Annotated in this window: 11 protein-coding genes; all 11 read left to right on the forward strand. The window is 55.1% G+C overall.

The window, feature by feature from the left end:
* Positions 1 to 20: 20 nt before the first annotated feature.
* The 11 genes from RCO25_RS12755 to RCO25_RS12805 all read left to right on the forward strand — a co-directional run bounded on the left by RCO25_RS12755 (position 21) and on the right by RCO25_RS12805 (position 21,797).
* Positions 21 to 1,745, forward strand: coding sequence for a hypothetical protein (locus RCO25_RS12755; protein ID WP_308996524.1), 1,725 nt, complete (start codon positions 21 to 23; stop codon positions 1,743 to 1,745).
* 223 nt (positions 1,746 to 1,968) lie between these two features.
* Positions 1,969 to 2,634 carry an aspartate/glutamate racemase family protein gene (locus RCO25_RS12760; protein ID WP_308996525.1) on the forward strand — a complete coding sequence of 222 codons (666 nt, stop codon included), beginning with the start codon at positions 1,969 to 1,971 and terminating at the stop codon, positions 2,632 to 2,634.
* Between the two features lie 25 nt (positions 2,635 to 2,659).
* Positions 2,660 to 3,931, forward strand: coding sequence for a ribulose-bisphosphate carboxylase large subunit family protein (locus RCO25_RS12765; protein WP_308996526.1), 1,272 nt, complete (start codon positions 2,660 to 2,662; stop codon positions 3,929 to 3,931).
* Complete coding sequence (locus tag RCO25_RS12770) at positions 3,928 to 5,340, forward strand: four-carbon acid sugar kinase family protein (RefSeq protein WP_308996527.1); 1,413 nt, start codon at positions 3,928 to 3,930, stop codon at positions 5,338 to 5,340. The genes RCO25_RS12765 and RCO25_RS12770 overlap by 4 nt, the downstream gene beginning before the upstream one ends.
* A gap of 155 nt (positions 5,341 to 5,495) precedes the next feature.
* A complete protein-coding gene (locus RCO25_RS12775; protein WP_308996528.1) occupies positions 5,496 to 6,911 on the forward strand; it encodes an FAD-linked oxidase C-terminal domain-containing protein in 1,416 nt (471 codons plus the stop codon).
* Positions 6,904 to 8,271: a (Fe-S)-binding protein gene (locus tag RCO25_RS12780; protein ID WP_374992105.1), complete on the forward strand. Its 1,368-nt coding sequence runs from the start codon at positions 6,904 to 6,906 to the stop codon at positions 8,269 to 8,271. The genes RCO25_RS12775 and RCO25_RS12780 overlap by 8 nt, the downstream gene beginning before the upstream one ends.
* 469 nt (positions 8,272 to 8,740) lie before the next feature.
* Complete coding sequence (locus RCO25_RS12785; protein ID WP_308996529.1) at positions 8,741 to 12,688, forward strand: glycosyl hydrolase family 2 protein; 3,948 nt, start codon at positions 8,741 to 8,743, stop codon at positions 12,686 to 12,688.
* The gene (locus RCO25_RS12790) at positions 12,685 to 13,680 is read left to right on the forward strand and encodes a glycoside hydrolase family protein (protein ID WP_308996530.1); all 996 of its coding nucleotides are present in this window, start codon (positions 12,685 to 12,687) and stop codon (positions 13,678 to 13,680) included. Before RCO25_RS12785 ends, RCO25_RS12790 begins: the two co-directional genes overlap by 4 nt.
* 85 nt (positions 13,681 to 13,765) lie before the next feature.
* Positions 13,766 to 16,432 carry a family 78 glycoside hydrolase catalytic domain gene (locus RCO25_RS12795; RefSeq protein ID WP_308996531.1) on the forward strand — a complete coding sequence of 889 codons (2,667 nt, stop codon included), beginning with the start codon at positions 13,766 to 13,768 and terminating at the stop codon, positions 16,430 to 16,432.
* Positions 16,433 to 16,689: 257 nt separating this feature from the next.
* Positions 16,690 to 19,740 (forward strand): glycoside hydrolase family 2 TIM barrel-domain containing protein, encoded by a 3,051-nt coding sequence (locus RCO25_RS12800; RefSeq protein ID WP_308996554.1) that lies wholly within the window; start codon positions 16,690 to 16,692, stop codon positions 19,738 to 19,740.
* Positions 19,737 to 21,797 (forward strand): beta-galactosidase, encoded by a 2,061-nt coding sequence (locus tag RCO25_RS12805; protein WP_308996532.1) that lies wholly within the window; start codon positions 19,737 to 19,739, stop codon positions 21,795 to 21,797. The genes RCO25_RS12800 and RCO25_RS12805 overlap by 4 nt, the downstream gene beginning before the upstream one ends.
* The last annotated feature ends 1 nt before the right edge of the window (position 21,798 follow it).

A 21,798-nucleotide genomic window follows, 5' to 3' on the forward strand; every position in this document is an offset into this window, starting at 1 on the left:
TATGAAGAGGAGGAAATGAAATGGCTAAGCGTTCAATACCGGATACGTTGATGCTGGAAGAACGGGCTGCCCATGCTCTGAATGCGATGGTGGGCATTGCGGATAGGGATTACGATTATGTGCCGTTCTTTGCGGCAAATTTAATGGCTAAGCCCGCTTACATGACGCATGGAGATTGGGATTACGGTTCCTCCCACGGCCGGATGATCGACGGGATGATCCTTGCAAGGCATATGTCCGGTGAAACGTTCGGACAGGAGGTAGAGGAGCGATATCGCTCCAACTTGCTCTCCTTCTTTAAGGAAGACGGAATGAGCTACCGCCAGTTGAATCCGGTACACAAATGGGAGACGAATGCGAATCTGATCGATCAGCGTGCTGTGATCCTGTCACTGACAACCTGGTATATGGAATCGGGAGATCAGAAGGCTAAGGAAGCTGCGGATCGTCATGTTGCGGCACTTAAACGGATCGCGATCAAGGAACGCGACATCTGGTATTATCCGGCTTCTGAATATAAGGAAACGGGATGGCCGTCCAAGAATGCCGTCCAACTCCGGCTTGCTCCGGACCCTGCTTCTTTCTGCGGGAGACTCATTATGCCACTGCTGAAGTACCACGAATTAACGGGGAACCAGGATGCGTTTGAGCTCTGCCAATATTTCACGGCGCTCATTACGGAAAGAAGTCGTGTATTCCTTGAAGATGGGAGCTTTAATGATTCTCTAGCCTACCGCAGCGGACACTTCCACACCCGGTTGGGTACTTTGGACGCGATTGCCCGTTTCGGTGAGTTCACGCGCAACGCCGCGATGATTAGCTGGGTTAAGAAGAGCTATGATTGGGCGCTAACGAAGTGCACCGCATTCGGCTGGACACCAGGCGACCTTCACGAGCAAGCTTATGAGCACGAAACCTGCTCTTTAGTGGATCTGATCGCGACCGGGATTACGCTCGCCAAAAATGGTTACGTGGAATATTGGGGAACCGTTGAACGGTTTCTCCGGAACCACCTGGCGGAATCTCAACTGCTGGACTTGAATTGGGTAGAACAATCTACGGACAAGTTGAGGGACATTCACGCAGATCGCTCCTATTATAAGGTTGCAGATCGAACGCGGGGAGCCTTCGCCGGATACTCCGCTCCTAACGACTTCTGCTGTGACGTTAATGAAGGACGCGGCCATACGAACGATTTGCAAATTTGCTGTTTAGGGTCTGGAATGCGCGGTTTGTTCATGGGTTGGAGTAATAGTATTACGGAGCAAGAGGGCATGATCAGCGTGAACTTCCTGCTAAACCGGGGTTCAAAGTGGCTTGACGTTGACAGCTACTTGCCGCACGAAGGAAAAGTCGTGCTTCACATTCATCAGGATCTGCCGCGGCTTGCCGTCCGAATTCCTGAGTGGGCGGGATTCACAAAAATCAACGTTGCCCGCAAACGAGGCAATACATTGACGGAAGGCAAAGGAAAAGATCCGAGCAGCTGGATTAACAAGTGTTTCCTGTTACTTGGTCCCGCATATGAAGGAGAAACAATTACGATTACGTTCCCGCTGAGCTTTCGAACAACACAGGAGAATGCAGTTGGTCAAGTATTCGATACACAGTGGCGCGGCGATGATGTTGTAGACATCAGTCCAAAGGGACGGCAAAAGCCGCTGTACAGCGGGCGCGAAGTATATGATCATGCACCGATGCGGATGGGCGATTATCGGAGACTGGATCGTGAACTTATCTGGTAGAGTGGAAAGCGGTATGACGTTTCTGAAGGAAGTTATTCAGGTCACGAATGAAGTGACCGTGCAGCGGCTTCTCCGTACTGCTTGAGAACATGGGAATCTGCAGAACAGAATTCGTTCCGCAGATTCCTCTTTTTTTTGGAAGTGCAGAATGAGACCTCTAGTGTCGATACGAGCCGCGTTCAAAAAAAGACAGAACTTTCGTCATTCGGGAGGAGAGATTGCAATGAAAAGAACAATTGTAGCGGTCTATACGGGCCAAGGCCTTGCAGATCCGTTAAAAAAGGTATTCAACGAGCTCTTGCCGGACTGCCGACTCGTTAATATCATCGATGACAGCCTGATTTATGACGTCGTACAGGCTGGAGAGATCACTTCACAGGTGTCCGGGCGGCTGTTGAACTATTATCAGAACGCGGTGGAGCTTGGGGCCGACGTAATTTTGAATACCTGCTCGTCGGTTGGTGAAGTGGTCGATCGAGCAAGGCCATTTGTATCCGTGCCAATCGTGAAGATCGATGAGCAGATGGCTCAGGAAGCGGTAAGGCGCTATTCCCGCATTGGCGTCATTGCGACCTTGCCGACGACGCTGCATCCGACAATGACCTTGCTGCGTTCCCAAGCAGAAGCTACTGGAAAATCCATTGAACTGGTGGATGGTCTGGCGAAGGGAGCATATGACGCGCTGGTCAGCGGCAAGCCGGAGGAGCACGACCGCTTAATCACGGAAACGGCGGCGAGTATCGCCTCTTCGGTGGACGCTATGGTGCTCGCGCAAGGCTCGATGGCAAGGATGGAAGCAGCTCTAAATGAGAAAACCGGCAAGCCGGTATACACCAGCCCGTATTTAGGCGTATTGGCGGTTAAACGGTTATTGGAGGCGCTTGAATAAATCGATAATTTGCGAGGTGTTTAAATTGAAAACAAAACGTATAATAGCCATTTATTTGGTCGAAACCCCGTTCACGCTTGAGCAGGCAGCTGCGTCCATCGCAGGGGAACAATCAACCGGAACGTTCACAGCAGTGCCTGGCGAAACGGCGTCGCTTAAGGATCGTCATGGTGCCCGAATCGAGTGCATCACACCTTTGGAGCAGGTCGGGCAGCCTTCGCTGCCCGGGGCGGTCTTACCGAAAGGCCATAACGGTACCTATTCACGCGGGGAAGTCGTTGTTTCTTTTCCGCTTCATAATTTCGGACCGTCGATTCCGAACCTGATGGCTTGTGTAGCCGGTAACTTGTATGAGCTGCGCGAGTTATCGGGGTTGCGGCTTCTAGATTTGGAGCTGCCGGATGACTTCGCGGCCTGCTATCCGGGGCCGCGTTTCGGCATCGAAGGGACACGACGGTTAACCGGCGTTTACGATCGACCGATTATCGGTACGATCATCAAGCCGAGTGTAGGTCTGGGTCCGGCGGATTTAGAGTCACTTGTGTATAAGCTGGCGATATCGGGACTTGATTTTATTAAGGACGATGAATTAAATGCGGATCCGCCTTATTTCCCGCTTCAGGATAAAGTGGTGACGGTCGCGCGGGCGATTGAGCGGGCAGCAGATGTTACGGGCCGTAAGGTGATGTATGCCTACAATATTACGGGAGACATCGATGCGCTGAAACGCAACCACGATCTCGTGGTCAAGGCAGGAGGCAATTGTGTCATGGTCAGTATGAACAGCGTTGGAATCGCGGGTCTCACTTATTTGAACACCTTTAGCGAGGTTCCGATTCACGGTCATCGGAATCAGTGGGGGATGCTGACGCGACATGGGCAGCTTGGTATGGACTTCCGGGCATATCAGAAGCTGTGCAGGCTCGCGGGTGCTGACCATCTGCATGTCAACGGATTAGGTAGCAAGTTCTATGAATCCGACGATTCTGTCGTGAGGTCTGTGCAAGCCTGTATGCAGCCGTTATTGGGCGGTTATGCGACGATGCCTGTCCTGTCTTCGGGACAATGGGCGGGGACGGCAGCGGTCACGTATGAACGGACGCGCACGGTTGATGTAATGCATCTCGCTGGAGGCGGTATTCTCGCTCACCCGGACGGCCCTGTCGCTGGCGTCGAGAGCATGAAGCAAGGCTGGGAGGCTGCGATACGCGGTATTCCTGCTGAAGATTATGCGAAGGATCGAGTCGAGCTGCGCCGCGCCTTCGACAAATTTCTACGTAAGGATCATGCGCAATGAACAACTTAGACGTAATGATGCAAAAAAATGAAAGACTGCTTTGCTACTATGGCGATGATTTTACCGGCTCCACAGATGTGATGGAGGCTCTGGCCATGAATGGCGTGGAGACGGTGCTGTTTCTTGAGCCGCCATCAGCGGAGCTTCTAGCTCAACGGTTTCCGAACGTGGAGTGCTTTGGCGTTGCCGGAGTAAGCCGAACGATGACGCCGGACGAGATGGAGCGCGAGCTGCGGCCCACTCTTGAACTGCTGAAATCGTATGGGACGGCAGTCGTGCATTATAAAATATGCTCGACCTTCGATTCTTCGCCCCGCGCAGGCAGCATTGGCAAGGTGCTGGAGATGGGCCGGGAGATCTATTCTCAATGCAGGTATGTGCCGATTGTGGCAGGTGTGCCGATCCTTAAGCGATATACAGTGTTCGGCCATCATTTTGCCGCTGCCGGAGCGGATGGAGAGACGTATCGGCTTGATCGTCATCCCACGATGTCCCGTCATCCCATTACGCCGATACATGAATCGGATCTTCGACTCCTTCTTCGGCAGCAAACCGAATTGCCTGTTGCTTTAATGGAACTGCCGGCATTGGATGGTGAGGCTGAGAAAGTAGCGGCTAGGCTCGAGCAGCGGCTGGAGAATAAGGAGACAGCTGCTGTCCTGTTCGATGTGCTCGATGTCTCGCGCTTGGAGACGACAGGCAGGTTGATTTGGCAGGAAGCGTTAGATCAGAAGATGAGCTTATTTGTAATCGGCTCCTCAGGCGTCGAGTACGCGTTGACCGCACATTGGGCTAGTGAGGGGCTCGTTGACCGGGATAATGTACAATTACAAGCACCAGGCGAAGTGGATCAATTGTTGGTCGTATCGGGGAGCTGTTCGCCTGTTACGCAATCGCAAATCGAGTGGGCTTTGGGGCAAGGCTATGCCGCCATTCAGGTGCCAGTGCAGGATTGGCTGGAGCCGAATCGAGCGGAAGAGTCGAGACAGGCGCTTCTGAAGCGGGTAATACCGCTCCTGGTAGAAGGCAGGAATGTTATTCTTTATTCCGCTATTGGTCCGGAAGATCCGGCAATCGAAGCGCTTCGGAAGGTATTGGATGTTCTTGGTCTAGAACCAGCGGATTCCGGTCGTATTATCGGTATGCAGCTCGGCAGACTGACCCGGGATATTTTGCAGACGTCCGGCCTGCGTAGAATTTTAATTGCGGGCGGTGACACTTCCGGTTATGTAACACGTGAGCTGGGGATCTATGCAATGTCGTGTATAAGCACGATTGTCCCTGGAGGTCCGCTATGCCGTTGTTATGCAGAAGATTCCCGAATGGACGGGCTTCAACTGTCGCTTAAAGGCGGGCAAGTTGGCGGAGCCGATTATTTTGAGCGCGTTAGGCGAGGAGGGTTATCATGAACTGCATGGTCAAAGCATTACCGGATTGGGAGAACCTGCAAATGCTGACGCCCCCGGGTGGAGTTTGATGTCACGGATTTCTTGAAGCCAGGGAACAATCGCTTGGCCGTTCGCGTCATCAGATGACCTGACTAATAATTGGGCGGAGGGAATGAATGTTAAACGTTAACATTGTAAGACGTCTGCGTTCGATCGTCGGAGCAACCTATTATAGAGACGATATGGAAGCATTGGTCGCACATTCCTATGATGGCACACCGATGCTGCAGGCTCTGCCTGACGGAGTTATTTACCCCGTTTCTACGCATCAGATTGCTGAGATTATGACTATATTATCTGAAGAAAAAATACCGCTTGTGACCCGCGGGTCAGGTTCGAACTTATGTGGTGGTACAGTCCCGGTACAGGGCGGAATTGTGATGGTCATGCATCGGATGAACCAGATTATTGATGTCGATTTAGAAAATCTCACTGCGACTGTTCAAACTGGATTAATAACGGCCGAATTTACCGCTCATGTCGAATCATTGGGTTTGTTTTATCCACCTGATCCCAGCAGTATGCGTATTTCTACAATTGGGGGCAATATCGCAGAATGTTCCGGCGGTCTTCGAGGATTAAAATATGGAACAACAAAAGAATATGTCATTGGTCTTAAAGCGGTATTGCCGAACGGAAGCATCATCCGTACCGGGGGAAAGCTAATGAAGGATGTAGCTGGCTACGACTTAACCAAATTGTTAGTCGGATCGGAGGGAACGCTTGCGGTTATAACAGAAGCAACGCTTAAACTCATTCCTCCTCCAAAAGCCAAAAAGACGATGCTCGCGATGTACCGTGATCTCTATGGTGCAGCACGTACGGTGTCCAAAATTATTGAAGATAGAATTATTCCAGCGACGCTGGAGTTTATGGATAATTCGACAATTCGAGTCGTCGATGATTTCGCTAAGTTAGGGCTGCCGCATGACATGGAAGCCATTTTATTGATTGAACAGGACGGAGATCCTGAGACCGTTGAGCGCGACATCGAGCGGATTAGAGAGATTTGTATGCTTGAGCAGGCTGACCGAGTTGAAGTGGCGGCGAACCGTGAGGAAGCGGAGAAGCTGTTAATGGCTCGGAGGAGTGCATTTACCGCTTTGGCTCGGCTAAGACCCACGACAATACTCGAAGATGCAACAGTACCTCGGTCCAAAATTGCCGACATGGTGCTTAGGATCAATGAAATTGCGCAGAAATACCAGGTTACAATTGCCACTTTCGGCCATGCAGGTGACGGTAATCTTCATCCTACGGCCATGACAGATGCAAGGGATACGGAAGAGATACATCGAGTAGAATTGGCCTTTGCTGAAATTTTTGAGGCTGCTATCGAGTTAGGAGGCACGATAACCGGAGAACATGGCGTGGGAATTGTAAAGGCACCTTATCTCGAATGGAAGGTTGGTACGGCAGGCATGGAAGTTATGCGCGGTATCAAAGAGGTATTTGATCCTCACCATATTCTGAACCCTGGAAAAATATTTGCCAAAGAAACGAAAAAAAGGGTGGTTCTGCAGCATGGCTAACGCTGATGATATGACCAAGCCTAATATCGAACACAGTAATCCACTGTCACATACACTTCTGAAAAAGATGGATTATAATCAATTAACGAACTGCATGCGTTGCGGGTTCTGTCTTCCGGCTTGTCCAACTTTCCGGGAAACAGGCGTAGAATCAGAATCACCGCGTGGTCGTATTGCGCTTATGAAAGCGGTTGTTGATGGGCTGATGGAGCCGGATGACAGATTCAAGGAACAAATGAATCACTGCCTTGGCTGCAGGGCATGTGAACCGGCTTGTCCTGCGGATGTGAAATATGGACAGCTCATTGAACAAGCTCGTGATGCCATTGAGGACCATAATGATCATAGTCTTCCCGTTAAAGGTATTCGTAAATTATTATTTAACCGAGTTTTTCCGCATCGAAACCGATTGAAATGGCTGGGGCGTTCCTTGCATTTTTATCAGAAATCGGGATTGCGGCGTGCGGCTAGAGGAACTGGTATGATGCGGTTATTCCCTGACTACTTGCGAGAGATGGAAGGGATTTTGCCAGAGGCAACCGCCTATGGAGTAGTCGAGCAATTGGGAAACTTCTATCCAGCCAAAGGAGAAGCGATAGCAAGAGTAGCTCTATTCAGGGGTTGTATCATGGATGTTTTGTTCGCCGGAACGAATGTGAATTCAGTGGAATTATTGTCAGAAGCAGGATTCGATGTGCTTATACCTAAGACTCAGGTCTGCTGCGGAGCGCTGCATGCACATAGCGGAGAGATGGATTCCGCGCGAGAGCTGGCTAAGAAAAATATTGCAGTCTTCAAGGAGACAGGCGTTGACTATATCGTTTCGAATGCTGGTGGCTGCGGAGCGCTGCTGATGGAATATGACCATTTGCTTAATAAAGATGAGAACTGGCGTGAGGACTCAAGCTGGTTTGCATCGCGCGTGGTCGATATCAGCCATCTTGTGATGGAAAAGGGACGAATTCCAACTTTTACCGAGAATCTTGTGAATAACAAAGAAGAGAAAATTCGAATTACGTATCAAGATTCCTGTCATCTTCGCAATGTAATGAAGAGTTCAGCGGCCCCAAGGCAATTGATGAAGCAGGTAACAAACGTGGAATTCATTGAGATGAAAGAAGCGGATCGCTGCTGCGGTTCTGCAGGTATATATAATGTTACTCAGCCAGTAATGGCGGGGCAACTATTGGAGCATAAGATGGTACTTGCTAAGCATACACAGGCTCGATATATGCTGACAAGCAATCCTGGTTGTTTACTCCAAATGAAGCTTGGAATTGAGAAGCATAAGCCCGATGAAAAGATGGAGGCTATGCATATCGTCGATTTTTTGCATGAGAGAATGGTTAAGTCCGAGTAAAGTCATTCATCTATAAATCTCAAGTATAGAAGGATCATCATGGAGGAGCCGTATGCGATGACCGCATGTCCGGATCTGGGAGAAGCCTATGCGCACGCGCATAGGCTTACTCGATTTTCATGTTAAAACCATTTTTGTCCCTAGCGAGCTATGTCGAAAGTGAGCCGGCCGCTTTTGAGACAGCCCCACGCTTTTTACATATACAGTAATTGTTTTGCAGGGCTCACTCTCGCGTGTCATTATGTTTGCCAAATCAGTTTCGCAAAATGGATCGAATGTCCCGTTATCCATGGACTCTTTCAAAAATCCCCTATAAAGACGGTTGAACTAGCCTATATACGGAAGCCTGAAACCGTGTAAAGTGGTTGTCAAACGAGCTTCCGGAGAAGTCTGCGAAACTGCAGAACCGAATTCAATATATCGGTTGAACCGGGAAAAGATGAGCAATAGGAGAGGAGAGGATAAACACATGGTTTTGGGCTTGGCACATATGCGAGATCGTTTTACGGAGCCGGAGCCGGATCCGCATTACGGACCGGTGCCGTTCTGGTGGTGGAGCGGCGAAGAAGTAACGGAAGAGAGAGTAAGGTGGCAGCTTCAGAAGTTTCGGGAGGGAGGCCTTCGCAACATCGGCATTATCCATCTGGCGCCGACCGGCCCGCAATACGGTTCCTGCGGGGATCTTCCCGTCTACATGAGCGAGGAATGGTGGACATTGTTCGAGGTCGCGCTGCGGGAAGCCGAGCGGCTGGGGATGAGGTTGTGGTTCTACGATCAAATCGGGTTCTCTGGCGCTAACGAGCTTGCGCGACTCGTGGCGGAGAAGCCGGAATATGCCGGATACCAGCTGCGCAGGTACCCGCTGCCGGAGGAATTGCCTTCTGGCTCGCAACTCTTGCTGGAGACGGGCGAATACCGTTATGCCGCCGTACGTCAAGGCTTTAACTGGCTTGATCCGCGGGCGTCGGCTGCTATGCTAGACCGGATACACGGCGAGCTCGAAAGGCGCTTTCAAGGCGACCTGGGCCGTACGATCGCAGGCAGCTTCCAAGACGAGCTTCCACCGCTGCCGCTATGGTCGCCGGATGTTCCGGTCATTTATGGCGAACGTCACGGCGAGAATTTGATTGATGCTCTTCCGGCGATGTTCGACAATATTCCCGGAGCTGCCGACGTCCGGCGCCGCGTCTATGCGATCGCGGCGGAGCTTGCCGAACGAGCGTTTTTCATTCCTCTAGGCGACTGGCACCGGAAATACGGCATGCTGATCGGATGCGACCAAGCCGGACCGGCGCGCAGGGTTGACGTTCACGGCGCGCAGCGGTTATATCTCGATTATTTCCGGACTCACCGCTGGTACAACTCGCCCGGAGCGGATATGGACGGGGATTCGAAAGCCCATTCCTCTATCGTCCATCTGAACGGCGGATCCCGCGTATGGCTGGAGGCTTTTCATTCCAGCGGCTGGGGCGGAACGATCGAGGAAACGATGCACTGGCTGGTCCCGTGGCTGCAGTCGGGGGTGACGCTGTTCAGTCCTCACGCCGTATATTATTCCACCCGCGGCGGCTGGTGGGAATGGGCGCCGCCGGATACGGGCTGGCGTCAGCCATACTTTGAGCACTACGGCGTATTCGCGGACACGGTCAGCCGGGTATGCCGCTTGCTGAGCGAAGGGAATCACGTGGCTGACATTGCCGTTCATTATCCTTCTTACGCTGCGGTAGGCTATCTGTCGCTTGACGATGTAAAGCCTTTCGAGCATCCGATGGCAGCTTCTAACCGCGACCCTAATGAGCGAATTACGCAGCTGCGGAAGGCGTACTTGAGCATAGCTGGAACCATTCACAGGAAGGATACCGAAGCGTATTCCGGCTCTCTTCGCAAACGTAAGCTCGACTTCGATATCGTGGACGACTCCGTTCTCGAAAGAAGCGACGTCCGGGACGGAAGACTGGAAATTGCGGGCGAACATTTCAAGGTGCTGGTACTTTGCGGGACCACTTTAATGAACGAGCCTGCTTTTTCGAAAGCGCAGGCCATGGCGAAGCAGGGCGGGCTGGTCGTCGGGGTGGATGTGCCGGAGGAAGAGCGCAGCTCGCTTCCGGGCGCCGTGTTTGTCAGCTCGGCGGAGGAAGCAGCTGAGCTCATCGACCAAAAGCTGGAGAAACGGGTGGAAGGCCCCGGCTTGTCGCTTCATCGGCGAACGGACGAGGCGGACATCTTCCTCCTGCTGCCAGAGAATGGCACGCTGCTTCGGATGCACGAGCCGGCGGGTGAGTCCGCTCGGCCTCTTACGGCAGCTGCTTATCGCCTTCGAACAGCAGGCGTTCCGGAGCTATGGGATCCGGTAAGCGGCCGGACCGAGCCCGTCGCTTATAAGCGCGAAGGAGATTGGATTTCCCTTGAGGCGAGCTTCGACCATTGGCCGGCCGCGTTAATCGTATGCCCCGAGGCGTCCGCTATGAATCCGGGCAACCGAGCGGCGGACGAGTTTTCTGAGGCTGCCCCGGCCGTGGGCTTCCGGAACGGGGTCGTTCCTTCCGTGACAGTCCCGACCTTGGGGAGAGCGCGCTTCCCTGCAAATCTGGTCGCATGGACGACAAGCAGAGGAGAGAACCGGACGCTAGACAATTGGCGCGTCCGGATCGAGGCGACGCTGGACAACCGGTACGGCGACTTCGACCTGCACAACGACCAGCGCGGTCTTATGCCTCCCGAGCGGCGCATGATGCTAATCCGTACGGAGCAGCCTGGCGAAGACGGGGTGGCGGAAGGCTGGCATATGCCAGAGCTTTCCGAAGCAGGCTGGGAAGATCGGCTGTGGAGCGAATCAGCTTACTGGCATGTCCATAAGGGGGAGTCCTTCGATCCGAAAAAGGCGCAGCCTCTCGTCTACAGCACGGTGTTCGGCGATTTGGCATTCCGTTCCTGGGCTGGGCGGATGGGCCGCGTGCCGCGAAGATATTTGCATCTTGGCCAAGCTTCCAAGGGTGAGTTCGTATGGGCCGTCACGAACGCCGTTGCCGCGAAAGAAGGGCGCTACTGGATAAGGGCGGAAAGCAATGCCGAGCTAATAGGCTGGATCAACGGGAATGCCGTCGAATGGAGCGGAGGCCCTGAGGAGAAAACGGCATGGGCCTGGCTGAAAGAAGGCCCGAATACGGTCGTGCTGCGCGCGGAAGCCAGATCGAACGGGATGCTGCGTGCCGGAATCGAAATAAACGAAAACGCTGGGGAGCCGCTGCCGAAATGGCTTTTCGCCGGGCGGCCAAATCCCGAATCTTGCTTGCGAATGAAGCTGGCGGCTCCTGCGGATCGCCCGGTGAACCGCGTCCGCGTCGTATTCGCCGCGCGAGGGAGGGCAGTGCTGCAGGTGAACGGCGTCTCCATTACAGAGCACGGAGACTTCAATCCGTATATTCGTCAGGGACAGGAAGAAGTCGATATTACGGCTTATTGGCGCGAAGGCATGAACGAAATCAAGTTCCTGCTGCCAGAAGGCAAAGGCGAAGTGTTCGCGGACGGAAGAATCGAGCTGCATGACGGCGGAGTGATCCCGTTCTGCACAGGTCCAGGCTGGCTGGATGAACAAGGTCATGCTTCGCTTGTCCTTCATGCGGGGGTGCTGCAGTTCGCCGAGACGGAGTCATTATGGATAAATGACCGACCTCATCCTCTTCCCGGCGTCGGCTGGCTTATGCCCGGCTCGGTACCGGAGAAGCCGCCTGTCCCTTTCGTTTCGGATGTTGACGCGATCGGCCGGCCGGTCTGGCTCAGGTTCCCGCTGCCTGCCGGCGCGTATCGGCTGCGCCTGGAGACAAAGGGCCGGGTGCGCTTATGGATCGGAGGAGAAGAAGTGCCATTTGCAGGAGGCGGATCCGTATTCACTGCGCAGGATGCAGGAACGATGGCCGTCGTACGGATTGAACCGGACGGCGCAATGACGGAAGCCGCTGTCTTGAGCGCGCCTGTGCGGTTCGAGACAGTCCCTCACCGCGGGGAGCTCGGCGACTGGCGGACGGCACTTCATCTGCCTCATCACAGCGGAGCTGTGGAATACGAGACGAAGCTGGAGTTCAAGGAGGAAAGCGCGGTTACGCTGGATCTGGGCCATGTCAGAGGGACCGCGGAAGTCTGGGTGGACGGCGCTCCGGTTGGCGTCCGCGTATGGCGCCCTTACCGTTATGCGATAGGGACGCTGTCAGCAGGCTCGCACATGCTGCGTATACGCGTAACGAATACGCTTGGCACGCATTACGAGCACGGTCGTCCGACCAGTCTCGTCGGCGCGAATCCGGCCGTCACTTATTGGGACAAGACCCATCGGCCGGAATGGCAGGCTTCTTTTCCGACAGGAGGTTTGTATGGTCCCGTGCGCGCATCGATCACACAACCGGGGGATGATGGAAATTGAATATCAATAATTGGCTGACGCCTTATAAATGGAGCAGGCCGGTGCTGGTCGGCTCCGGCGAGAAAGGCGCTTTCGACTATCATGCAGTCGATTGCCCTTTCGTGTTCCGCCACCATGGCCGTTTCTATATGATGTACGTCGGCTACGACGGTACCGGCTATCAGACGGCTCTTGCCGTTAGCGACGATCTGCTAAAATGGGAACCCCAATCGACAATTTTGCGCCGGAACGATGGTTCGGGCTGGGATTCAAGGAACGTTGCGGGAACTTGGATTTTGCGGGATAACGAGATGTATGGGCCGGGCACGCTGAAAAAATGGAACGGCAAGTATTGGCTAGCCTATCATTCCTATCCGGGAGATGGATACGAGGAAGGCTCCGCCAAAATCGGTCTGGCTTGGACGGAGGACGAAAATTTGCTCGAATGGCATCGCCTGCCTGATCCGATCCTGACGCCGGAGGGAGGCGAGGCGTGGGAAAGAGGAGGGCTCTACAAGGAGTGTCTGCTGCAGCACGAAGGGACATTCTATTTGTTTTATAACGCCAAAAACAAAAACCACGGACGCTGGATCGAGCAGACCGGGCTTGCCACATCGAAGGATTTGAACCATTGGACGCGGCATAAAGATAATCCCGTTATCCGCGTGACGCCGGATGCGTGGGACAGCGGGTTTGTCAGCGATCCATGCGTTCTTCGGGACGGAGGCCGCTGGGCAATGTTCTTCTTTGGCTACGACTACAAGAAGGCGCAGGAGGGAATAGCCTATTCGGGCGATCTTCTGAATTGGACGAAGCATCCCGAGCCGATCATCGCTGTCGGCGAAGAGGGAGACCTTGATGAAGTATATGCCCATAAGCCTTCCGTCATCGCGCATAATGGCGTTCTATATCACTTTTATACGGCATGCAGAAAGCCGCAAGAAGGCGATAGGACCTGCAATTTTTTCCCCGAATACCGGACGATAGCCGTCGCAACATCACAGAAGCTCTGAACGGGTCCGGTCCAATGCATGTCGGCATTTCCGGCGATTGAGCAATCAGGCTGCCGCTTCCAAGCGGCAATTAAGGAGGAACACGGTGGCAGCGATCGAAATCGCGACTTTGCGCACAGAAGGAATACAATTTCCGCTCGGCCTGGACGTTGAGAGGCCGCAGTTTTGCTGGTCGTTCGGCAGGCCGGATGGTCCCGGAAGCAGCCAGAACGCATTCCGGATTGCCGTTGCAACCAGCGAAGAACGGCTGAAGACGGGATTGCCGGATGCGTGGGATAGTGGAATCGTGAGAACCGGCGCGCATACTTCTGTCCCTTACGAAGGCGTCGCGATATTGCCGAGGCAGCGGTATTACTGGAATGTGACGGTGTGGGACGAACATGGGAAGCCTTCGACCAGCGGTACGGCGTGGTGGGAAACGGGTATGCTGGCAGGAGACCGTTGGTCGGGACGCTGGATCGGCGCCTCTGCCGGGGCGAGCGGCGAACAGCCGCTCGTCCAGATCCGAAGGTCTTTCACCGTAAAGGGGACTATTACGCGTGCGCGTGCATACATTTCCGGATTAGGCCACTATGAAATGCGTTTGAACGGGGCGAAGGTTGGACAGCGGGAACTTGAACCGGGATGGACGGACTACGACAAAACCGTGCTTTATTCGGTCTATGACATAACTTCCCAAGTCCGGCAGGGGGAGAATACGGTTGGCGTTCTTCTCGGCAACGGATTTTATCATGTCGCAGGCGGCCGCTATACGAAATTCAAAGACAGCTTCGGTGAGCCGAAATGTCTTGCCGAGCTGGTCATCGATTATGATGACGGTACGAGAGATACAATCGTCACCGATCGTTCGTGGTCGATGAGTGAAAGTCCCCTCACCTTCTCCTGCATATACGGCGGAGAGGATTATGATGCCGGACTGGAGCAGGAGGGTTGGGATGAGCCCGGCTTCGAGGAGAACGAAAGATGGAGGAGGGTCTGCGAGCTGCAGCCGCCGCAAGGCAAGCTGTCGGCGCAATCGTCTCCTCCGCTCACGGTAACGAAGCGGTTTCCGGTGTCCGGCGTCTCAGAGCCGCGCAAAGGAGTCTACGTATACGACCTGGGCCAAAATTTTTCGGGCTGGCCTTTCATCCGCATAAGCGGACCACAAGGAACGCGGGTCAAGCTGACGCCTGCGGAGCTTCTGACGGATGAGGGCATGGCCAATCAGAAATATTCGGGCTCGCCGTACGAGCTGAACTATGTCTTGAAGGGCGGAAGCATGGAAGAGTGGCATCCCCGGTTTTCGTACTACGGCTTCCGGTACGTGCAGGTGGAAGGTGCAGTGCCGTACGGATATGAGAGCGGCGGGGATGCGTGGCTTCCGGTACTGCACGGTCTCGAGGGCCAAATGATCTGTCCGGACACGCCCGTATGCGGCGGCTTCCTATGCTCGGACCCGATGCTGAACCAGATTCACGAAATAATCGATTGGGCGATCCTCAGCAACATGAAGAGCATTTTCACGGACTGCCCTCACCGCGAGAAGCTGGGCTGGCTGGAGCAGCTTCATCTGATGGGCCCCTCCATCATGTTTAATTACGATATTGAAGCGCTTTTGGACAAAATCATGCGCGATATGGCCGATGCCCAGCTTCCGAACGGGATGGTGCCGACAACGGCGCCGGAATTCGTAGCATTCAAGGAGCCTTGGCATATGTTCCGCGATGCGGCTGCCTGGGGAGGCTCTTACATTCTGGCTGCATGGGAAATGCTTCAACGTTACGGCAGCAAAGGCTCGCTGGAAAGACATTACGATGGGATGCGCCGCTACATCGATTATTTAATTGAAACGTCGGACGGATTCATTCTCCGTGGCGGACTCGGAGATTGGTACGATATCGGACCGAAGGGGCCGGGCTTTGCTCAAAATACGCCCGTTGAGTTTGTGGAAACCGCCATCTACTTCGGGCTGGTCGGCGCGATGCGGCAAATTGCGGCCGTGCTTGGCAAGGAGGAGGACGCGTCCGCTTATGCGAAGCTTGCCGAATCCGTCAAAGAGGCGTTTAACGCGGCGTTCTACGATCCATCCTCCGCGCAATACGCCGAAGGAAGCGATGCCGCGACAGCGATGCCGCTCGTAATCGGCCTTGCGCCGGAGGAGCAGCGCGGCGCGCTCTTGAACCGCCTCGTCCGTAACATAGGGGAGCGGGGATGGCTGACGACCTCGGGCGATGTCGGTCATCGGTATGTGCTACTGGCACTCGCCCGCGGCGGCCGTTCGGATGTCATCTACCGGATGACGAGGAACACGGATACGCCCGGCTACGGCTATCAGATTACGCACGGCGCAACGACGCTGACAGAAGCCTGGGACGGACCGACCGTCGGAAAATCGCAAAACCATTTCATGCTCGGCCATCTCGAAGAGTGGTTGTACAGCAGCTTGGCCGGTCTGGATTACCGTTACCAGCCGGGGACCGGGCGCTTCATCGTCAAGGTGAAGCCGGCCGTCTTAGGCGATGTTGCATGGGCGGAAGCATGGCAGCAGCTGCGTCCCGGCTTGGCGAGCGTGAGATGGGAGCTCGGTCCCGGGCGGACGGTTTCAGTAAAAGTCGAAATACCCGCGAACAGCGAGGGCCGTATCTTCATTCCTGCAGCATCGCACGCGGAGGTGCGCATGAGCGGACCAGCAGCCGAATGGCTCGTGTACGAAGACGGTTATGCGGTTTACCGCACGGGTCCGGGTTCCTATTTCTTTACCGCCGCTTATTGAAGAAGGCGGCTGGACGGCCTTGGGTCGGCGCACTCCGCCGGTTCAGGGCCGCCGTGGTATTTCGATCGAATGAGGCGAAGAGGAGCTGTTAAGACATGAGATTGCGTTTCAATCAGGAGCAGCCGGATTGGGAGAACCCGGACATTTTGCAGATTCATGCCGAGCCGGCGGACGCGCGCGGCATTCCTTTTCCCGACAGGGAGACGGCGCTTGCGGCCGCGGCTGCTTGCGACAAGAACGCCTCCACCTATGTCCAAATGTTAAAAGGCGAATGGAAGTTCCATTATGCGGAGTGTCCCGAGGATGCGCCGGAGGGGTTTTTTGACGAATCGTTCGCAGACGAGGATTGGGACCGGATTCCGGTGCCGTCGAACTGGCAGCTGTTCGGTTACGGAACGCCTTTATACAGCAGTAGTAAATATCCATTCCCGGTCGATCCGCCTCATATTCCGAAGCGGAACCCGACCGGTTGTTACCGGCGATCGTTCGACTTTCCGGAACAGCAGGCAGGCGGCGACGTGTTTCTTGTATTTGAAGGCGTAGACTCTGCCTTTCACATCTGGGTCAACGGCGAGGAAGCGGGCTTCGGCCTTGGCAGCCACAACCGGATGACGTTTAAGGTGACGGACCTGATCCGTCCGGGAGTCAACAAGCTTGCCGTTCGTGTCTATCAGTGGTCGACCGGCAGTTACCTGGAGGATCAGGATAAATGGCGGCTAAGCGGCATTTTTCGGGAAGTCTATCTGCTGTCGTTCCCATCCGCCGTCCGCCTGGGGGACACCCGTATCCGTACCCGGCTGTCCGATACGTACGACAGCGGAGCGATCGAGCTTGGCATAAGCTTTGCTGCGTCCTCGGGCAGCACCGGAGAGGGATATCGGATCCGGACCGAGCTGCTGAATGCCGACGGATCGACGGTCGCCGCAAGCGAAACCGGCGTTCCTCGTCTTTTGGGTTGTTCGCCGGAAGCCGACGTCCGAATAGAGATTCCCGTGTACGCTCCCATGCTTTGGTCGGCGGAAGAGCCGAATCTTTACACGCTGCTCATCACCTTATCCGGCGAGCAAGGACAAGCGGAGGAGGTATATCGTTACGCGGTCGGTTTCCGGGATGTCCGGGCGCGGGACGGACGCCTGCTGGTTAACGGCAAACCGATCATCATCCGCGGGGTTAACCGGAACGAATTCGATCCCGAGCTCGGCCACGTCACGACGATGGAAGCGATGATCAAGGACGTCGAGCTGATGAAACGTCACAATATCAATGCGGTACGCTGTTCGCATTATCCGAATGACGAGCGCTGGCTAGACCTGTGCGACCGTTACGGTCTGTTCGTCGTCGACGAAGCGGATTTGGAAACGCACGGCTGCGTTTTTCTGGGCGAAATCAGCCGCTGGGTCGACAATCCTGACGAGAAAACAGCCTTCGAAAGCCGGTTGGCGAACGACCCGGCATGGAAGGATGCATTTATGGATCGTATCGTTCGGGTCGTAGAGCGGGACAAGAACCATCCGTCCGTCATCGTCTGGTCGCTTGGCAACGAATCGGGCTACGGCGAGAACCACGATGCGATGGCTGCTTGGGTACGGGAGAAGGATCCGACACGTCCGGTCCATTACGAGCGGGCTTACGACGCACCTCTCGTGGATATTGTCAGCAGCATGTACCCGTCAGTGGATATGTTGATTGCGGAAGGCGAAAAAACGGACGAAACCCGGCCCTATTTGATGGTCGAATTCGGTCATGCAATGGGCAATGCGCTAGGCAACCAAAAGGAATATTGGGATACGGTATTCCGCTATCCGCGCCTTTGCGGGGGCTTGATCTGGGAGTGGGCGGACCTGTCCTTAAGGCGGAAGAAGCCGGACGGCGGCTTCGAATACGCTTACGGCGGCGATTTCGGCGACAATCCGAACAGCGGCCATTTCTGCATCGACGGTCTGCTCTTTCCGGACCGGTCCGTCAAGCCGGCGCTTCTGGAGTTCAAGAAGGCGATAGAGCCGGTCGTCGTGCAGCCGGCCAATGGGGAACGCCTGCTCCGGATTCGCAACCGGTACGATTTCGTCTCTCTCGAGCATCTGGACGTCCGGTGGACCGTCTACCGGGATGGCGAAGCGGTCGAGGATGGAACGCTGCCGCCGCTCGCGATTGCCGCGAGAGAAGAGCGGTTCGTCACCGTTCCTTACCAGACGAAACCGACGCCTTGGAGCGGAGAATATTGGCTCCATGTGAGCTTCTTGCTCCGCGAAACGACATGCTGGGCGCCCGCCGGGCATGAGGTAGCCTGGGCGGATATTCCCATTCCGTCCGCAGGGGCTCCCTTGACGCCGGTATCGCCGGCGGCCATGAGCGGCGTTTCCTTAGACGATGGCAGCCGGTTCGTAAAGGTGACCGGAGCAGGATTCGCTTTAACTTTCGACAAGCTGAGCGGCGTGATGGACCATTGGGAGAAAGACGGCATAAGCCTGCTGGAGTCGGGTCCCCGGATCCAGCTGTGGAGGGCTCCGGTCGATAACGATGTTCATCTGGCGAAGCGATGGCGGGAGGCCGGCTATCACGAGCTGGAAGCTCACGTCAGATACATTGAGGCCCGTCATATCGCGGGAGGCCTGGCCGTCCAGGTTCGGACGGAGACGATTCTTGGCGTGAATGGCTTGCGGCCGGCGTTCTCGGCTGTTCAGCTGTACACCGTCTACGGCAGCGGCGACGTGACGATCGAAACCGTGATCAAGCCGCTCAAGGAAGGGCTCCCGCCGCTGCCAAGGATCGGACTGAGGTTCGTTATGCCCTCCCGGTTCGGGCGTATGACCTGGTTCGGCCTCGGCCCGCATGAATGCTATGCGGACCGCAAAGAAAGCGGCAAGCTGGGCTTGTACGAGGGAACAGTCGATGAACAATTCGTTCCGTACATTAAGCCGCAGGAGAACGGCAGCAAGGCCGATGTCCGCTGGGCGAGCATCGCCGCCGCTAATGGAGCCGGACTTCTGGTTTCCGGAACGGGTGCTCCGCTCGGACAGGTCGGTGCGCGGCCGTATTCGACCGAGGCTTTAAGCGCCGTCCGGCACCACTCGGATTTGGAGCTTCTAGGCGCGACCGAAGTAAGCATCGACTGGCGCCAGTCCGGACTCGGCAATCACAGCTGCGGCTATGCGCCGACCCTGCCGGATTATTTGATCCCTGCGGAGCCGGTTTCGTTCTCGATCCGATTGATGCCGATCGCTGCGGGAACGGATCGCGGCGAAAGCGCAAGCCTGCGATTACCACGACGGATTGAGTGGGAACAGAGGAGAGAGGAGCCGGTTCAATGAACGGATTATCAAACAAAATATTATACGGCGGGGACTACAATCCCGAGCAATGGCCGCGCGACGTGTGGGAAGAGGACATGCGGCTGTTCAAGCTTGCCGGAATCGATATCGCCACGGTCAACGTCTTCTCCTGGGCACGGAACCAGCCGGACGAGAAGACGTACCGTTTCGAATGGCTGGACGACGTCATGGATCTGCTGCACGCGAACGGAGTACGCGCTTGCCTCGGGACCGGCACCGCAGCCCATCCCGCTTGGATGGCGCGTCATCATCCGGACGTATTGACCGTAGATTCGCAGGGCCGCAAAAAAAAGTACGGGCGCCGGCATAATTCCTGCCCGAACAGCCCGACTTTCCGCCTTTATTCGGAGCGGATGGCAGAGAGGCTGGCGGAGCGGTACAAGGATCACCCGGCCTTGCTGCTCTGGCACGTCAACAACGAGATGGGCTGGCGATGCTATTGCGACAATTGCGAACGGGCGTTCCGCGCCTGGCTGCAGGAGCGTTACGGCACGCTTGAGGCGTTGAACAGCGCTTGGTACACATCGTTCTGGGGGCATACGTTTTACGACTGGGAAGAGATCGTGCTGCCGAGCCAACAGAGCGAGCATTTCAATGTTTCCGGACATGAATCCACGGCATTCCCGGCCATGTCGATCGATTACGACCGCTTCAACTCGGACAGTTTTCTGGCGTGCTATAAATTAGAGCGCGATGCGATTAAATCCGTTATTCCGGATGCAATTGTCACGACTAATTTCCAGAGCAACGGCACTTATAAGCCACTCGATTATTTCAAATGGGCTAAAGAGTTGGATATTGTCGCGCTGGACAGCTATCCGGACAATGACATGCCAATGAGTCAAATTGCCATGCGGCACGATCTGATGCGCGGGCTGAAAAACGGCGAACCGTTCCTGCTGATGGAGCAGAGCCCGAGCCAATTGAACTGGAAGGACGTTAATCCGCTGAAGCGGCCTGGCGTCATGCGGCTGTGGAGCTATCAGGCGGTCGCGCGGGGAGCGGAGGCGGTCATGTTTTTCCAGCTTAGACGTTCCGCTGGCGCCTTTGAGAAGTTTCACGGGGCCGTCATCGACCATGCCGGCCATGAGCATACGCGGGTATTTTCCGAATGTGCAGAACTCGGCCGCGAGCTTCAGCAGCTGGGCGATAAGCTGCTCGGCGCGACGACGAAGTCAAAGGTGGCAATTGTGTTCGATTGGGACAATTGGTGGGCGATCGAGCATTCCAGTGGTCCGACGAAGCAGCTCAAATATTTGCGGCAAATTCAGCGCTATTACGACGCTTTCTACGCCCTTAATGTGCAAGTCGATATGATCGGCACGGATACGGAGGTGGGAGACTATGCTTTAGTTATTGCGCCCGTGCTGTACATGATTAAACCGGGCTTCGCGGAGAAGCTGGAGACGTATACGGCGAGCGGCGGCACGTTTGTGACGACATTCTTTAGCGGGATTGTGCAGGAAAACGATTTGGTGTCGCTCGGAGGCTATCCCGGCGAGCTTAGGAGGCTGCTCGGCATCTGGGTGGAAGAAATCGACCCACTGTTTCCAGATCAGACGAACTCTCTTGTGATGAATGGGAATGCCGGCCTGGCGAAAGGCACTTATACATGCGGCTTGATGTGCGAGCGCCTCCATATGGAAGGGGCGGAAACGGTTGCCGTCTACGGCAGCGACTTTTACGCAGGCATGCCTGCGGTTACGCGAAATCGGTTCGGCAAGGGCGAGGCTTGGTATATTTCGTCCGATCCGGAGGAGCGGTTCTTGTCAGCCCTTTTCTCGGAATTGACGGCTAGTAACATGATCGTCCCGGTTGCGCAGACGCCTCCCGGCGTGGAAGCGTGCGCCAGAGTCAAGGACGGAAAGAGATACCTTTTCCTGCTTAACCACAACGACCGCCCGTCTAACGTCTATGTCGGCCCGGAGCCGCTGCGCGAGCTGCTCGGAGGCTCGGAAATTAGCGGTGAAGCCTCGCTTCCCGCCCACGGCATCTGGATTTTGGAAGACCGGAATGATGCGCAAGGAGGCGATTAAC

Source organism: Paenibacillus sp. LHD-38, assembly GCF_031157315.1.
Classification (GTDB): Bacteria; Bacillota; Bacilli; order Paenibacillales; family Paenibacillaceae; genus Pristimantibacillus.

Coding starts and splice junctions, on each gene's coding strand:
- RCO25_RS12770 (WP_308996527.1), top strand. CDS start 3,928: ATGAACAACTTAGACGTAATGATGCAAAAAAATGAAAGACTGCTTTGC.
- RCO25_RS12755 (WP_308996524.1), top strand. CDS start 21: ATGGCTAAGCGTTCAATACCGGATACGTTGATGCTGGAAGAACGGGCT.
- RCO25_RS12805 (WP_308996532.1), top strand. CDS start 19,737: ATGAACGGATTATCAAACAAAATATTATACGGCGGGGACTACAATCCC.
- RCO25_RS12780 (WP_374992105.1), top strand. CDS start 6,904: ATGGCTAACGCTGATGATATGACCAAGCCTAATATCGAACACAGTAAT.
- RCO25_RS12800 (WP_308996554.1), top strand. CDS start 16,690: ATGTTAAAAGGCGAATGGAAGTTCCATTATGCGGAGTGTCCCGAGGAT.
- RCO25_RS12775 (WP_308996528.1), top strand. CDS start 5,496: ATGTTAAACGTTAACATTGTAAGACGTCTGCGTTCGATCGTCGGAGCA.
- RCO25_RS12760 (WP_308996525.1), top strand. CDS start 1,969: ATGAAAAGAACAATTGTAGCGGTCTATACGGGCCAAGGCCTTGCAGAT.
- RCO25_RS12785 (WP_308996529.1), top strand. CDS start 8,741: ATGGTTTTGGGCTTGGCACATATGCGAGATCGTTTTACGGAGCCGGAG.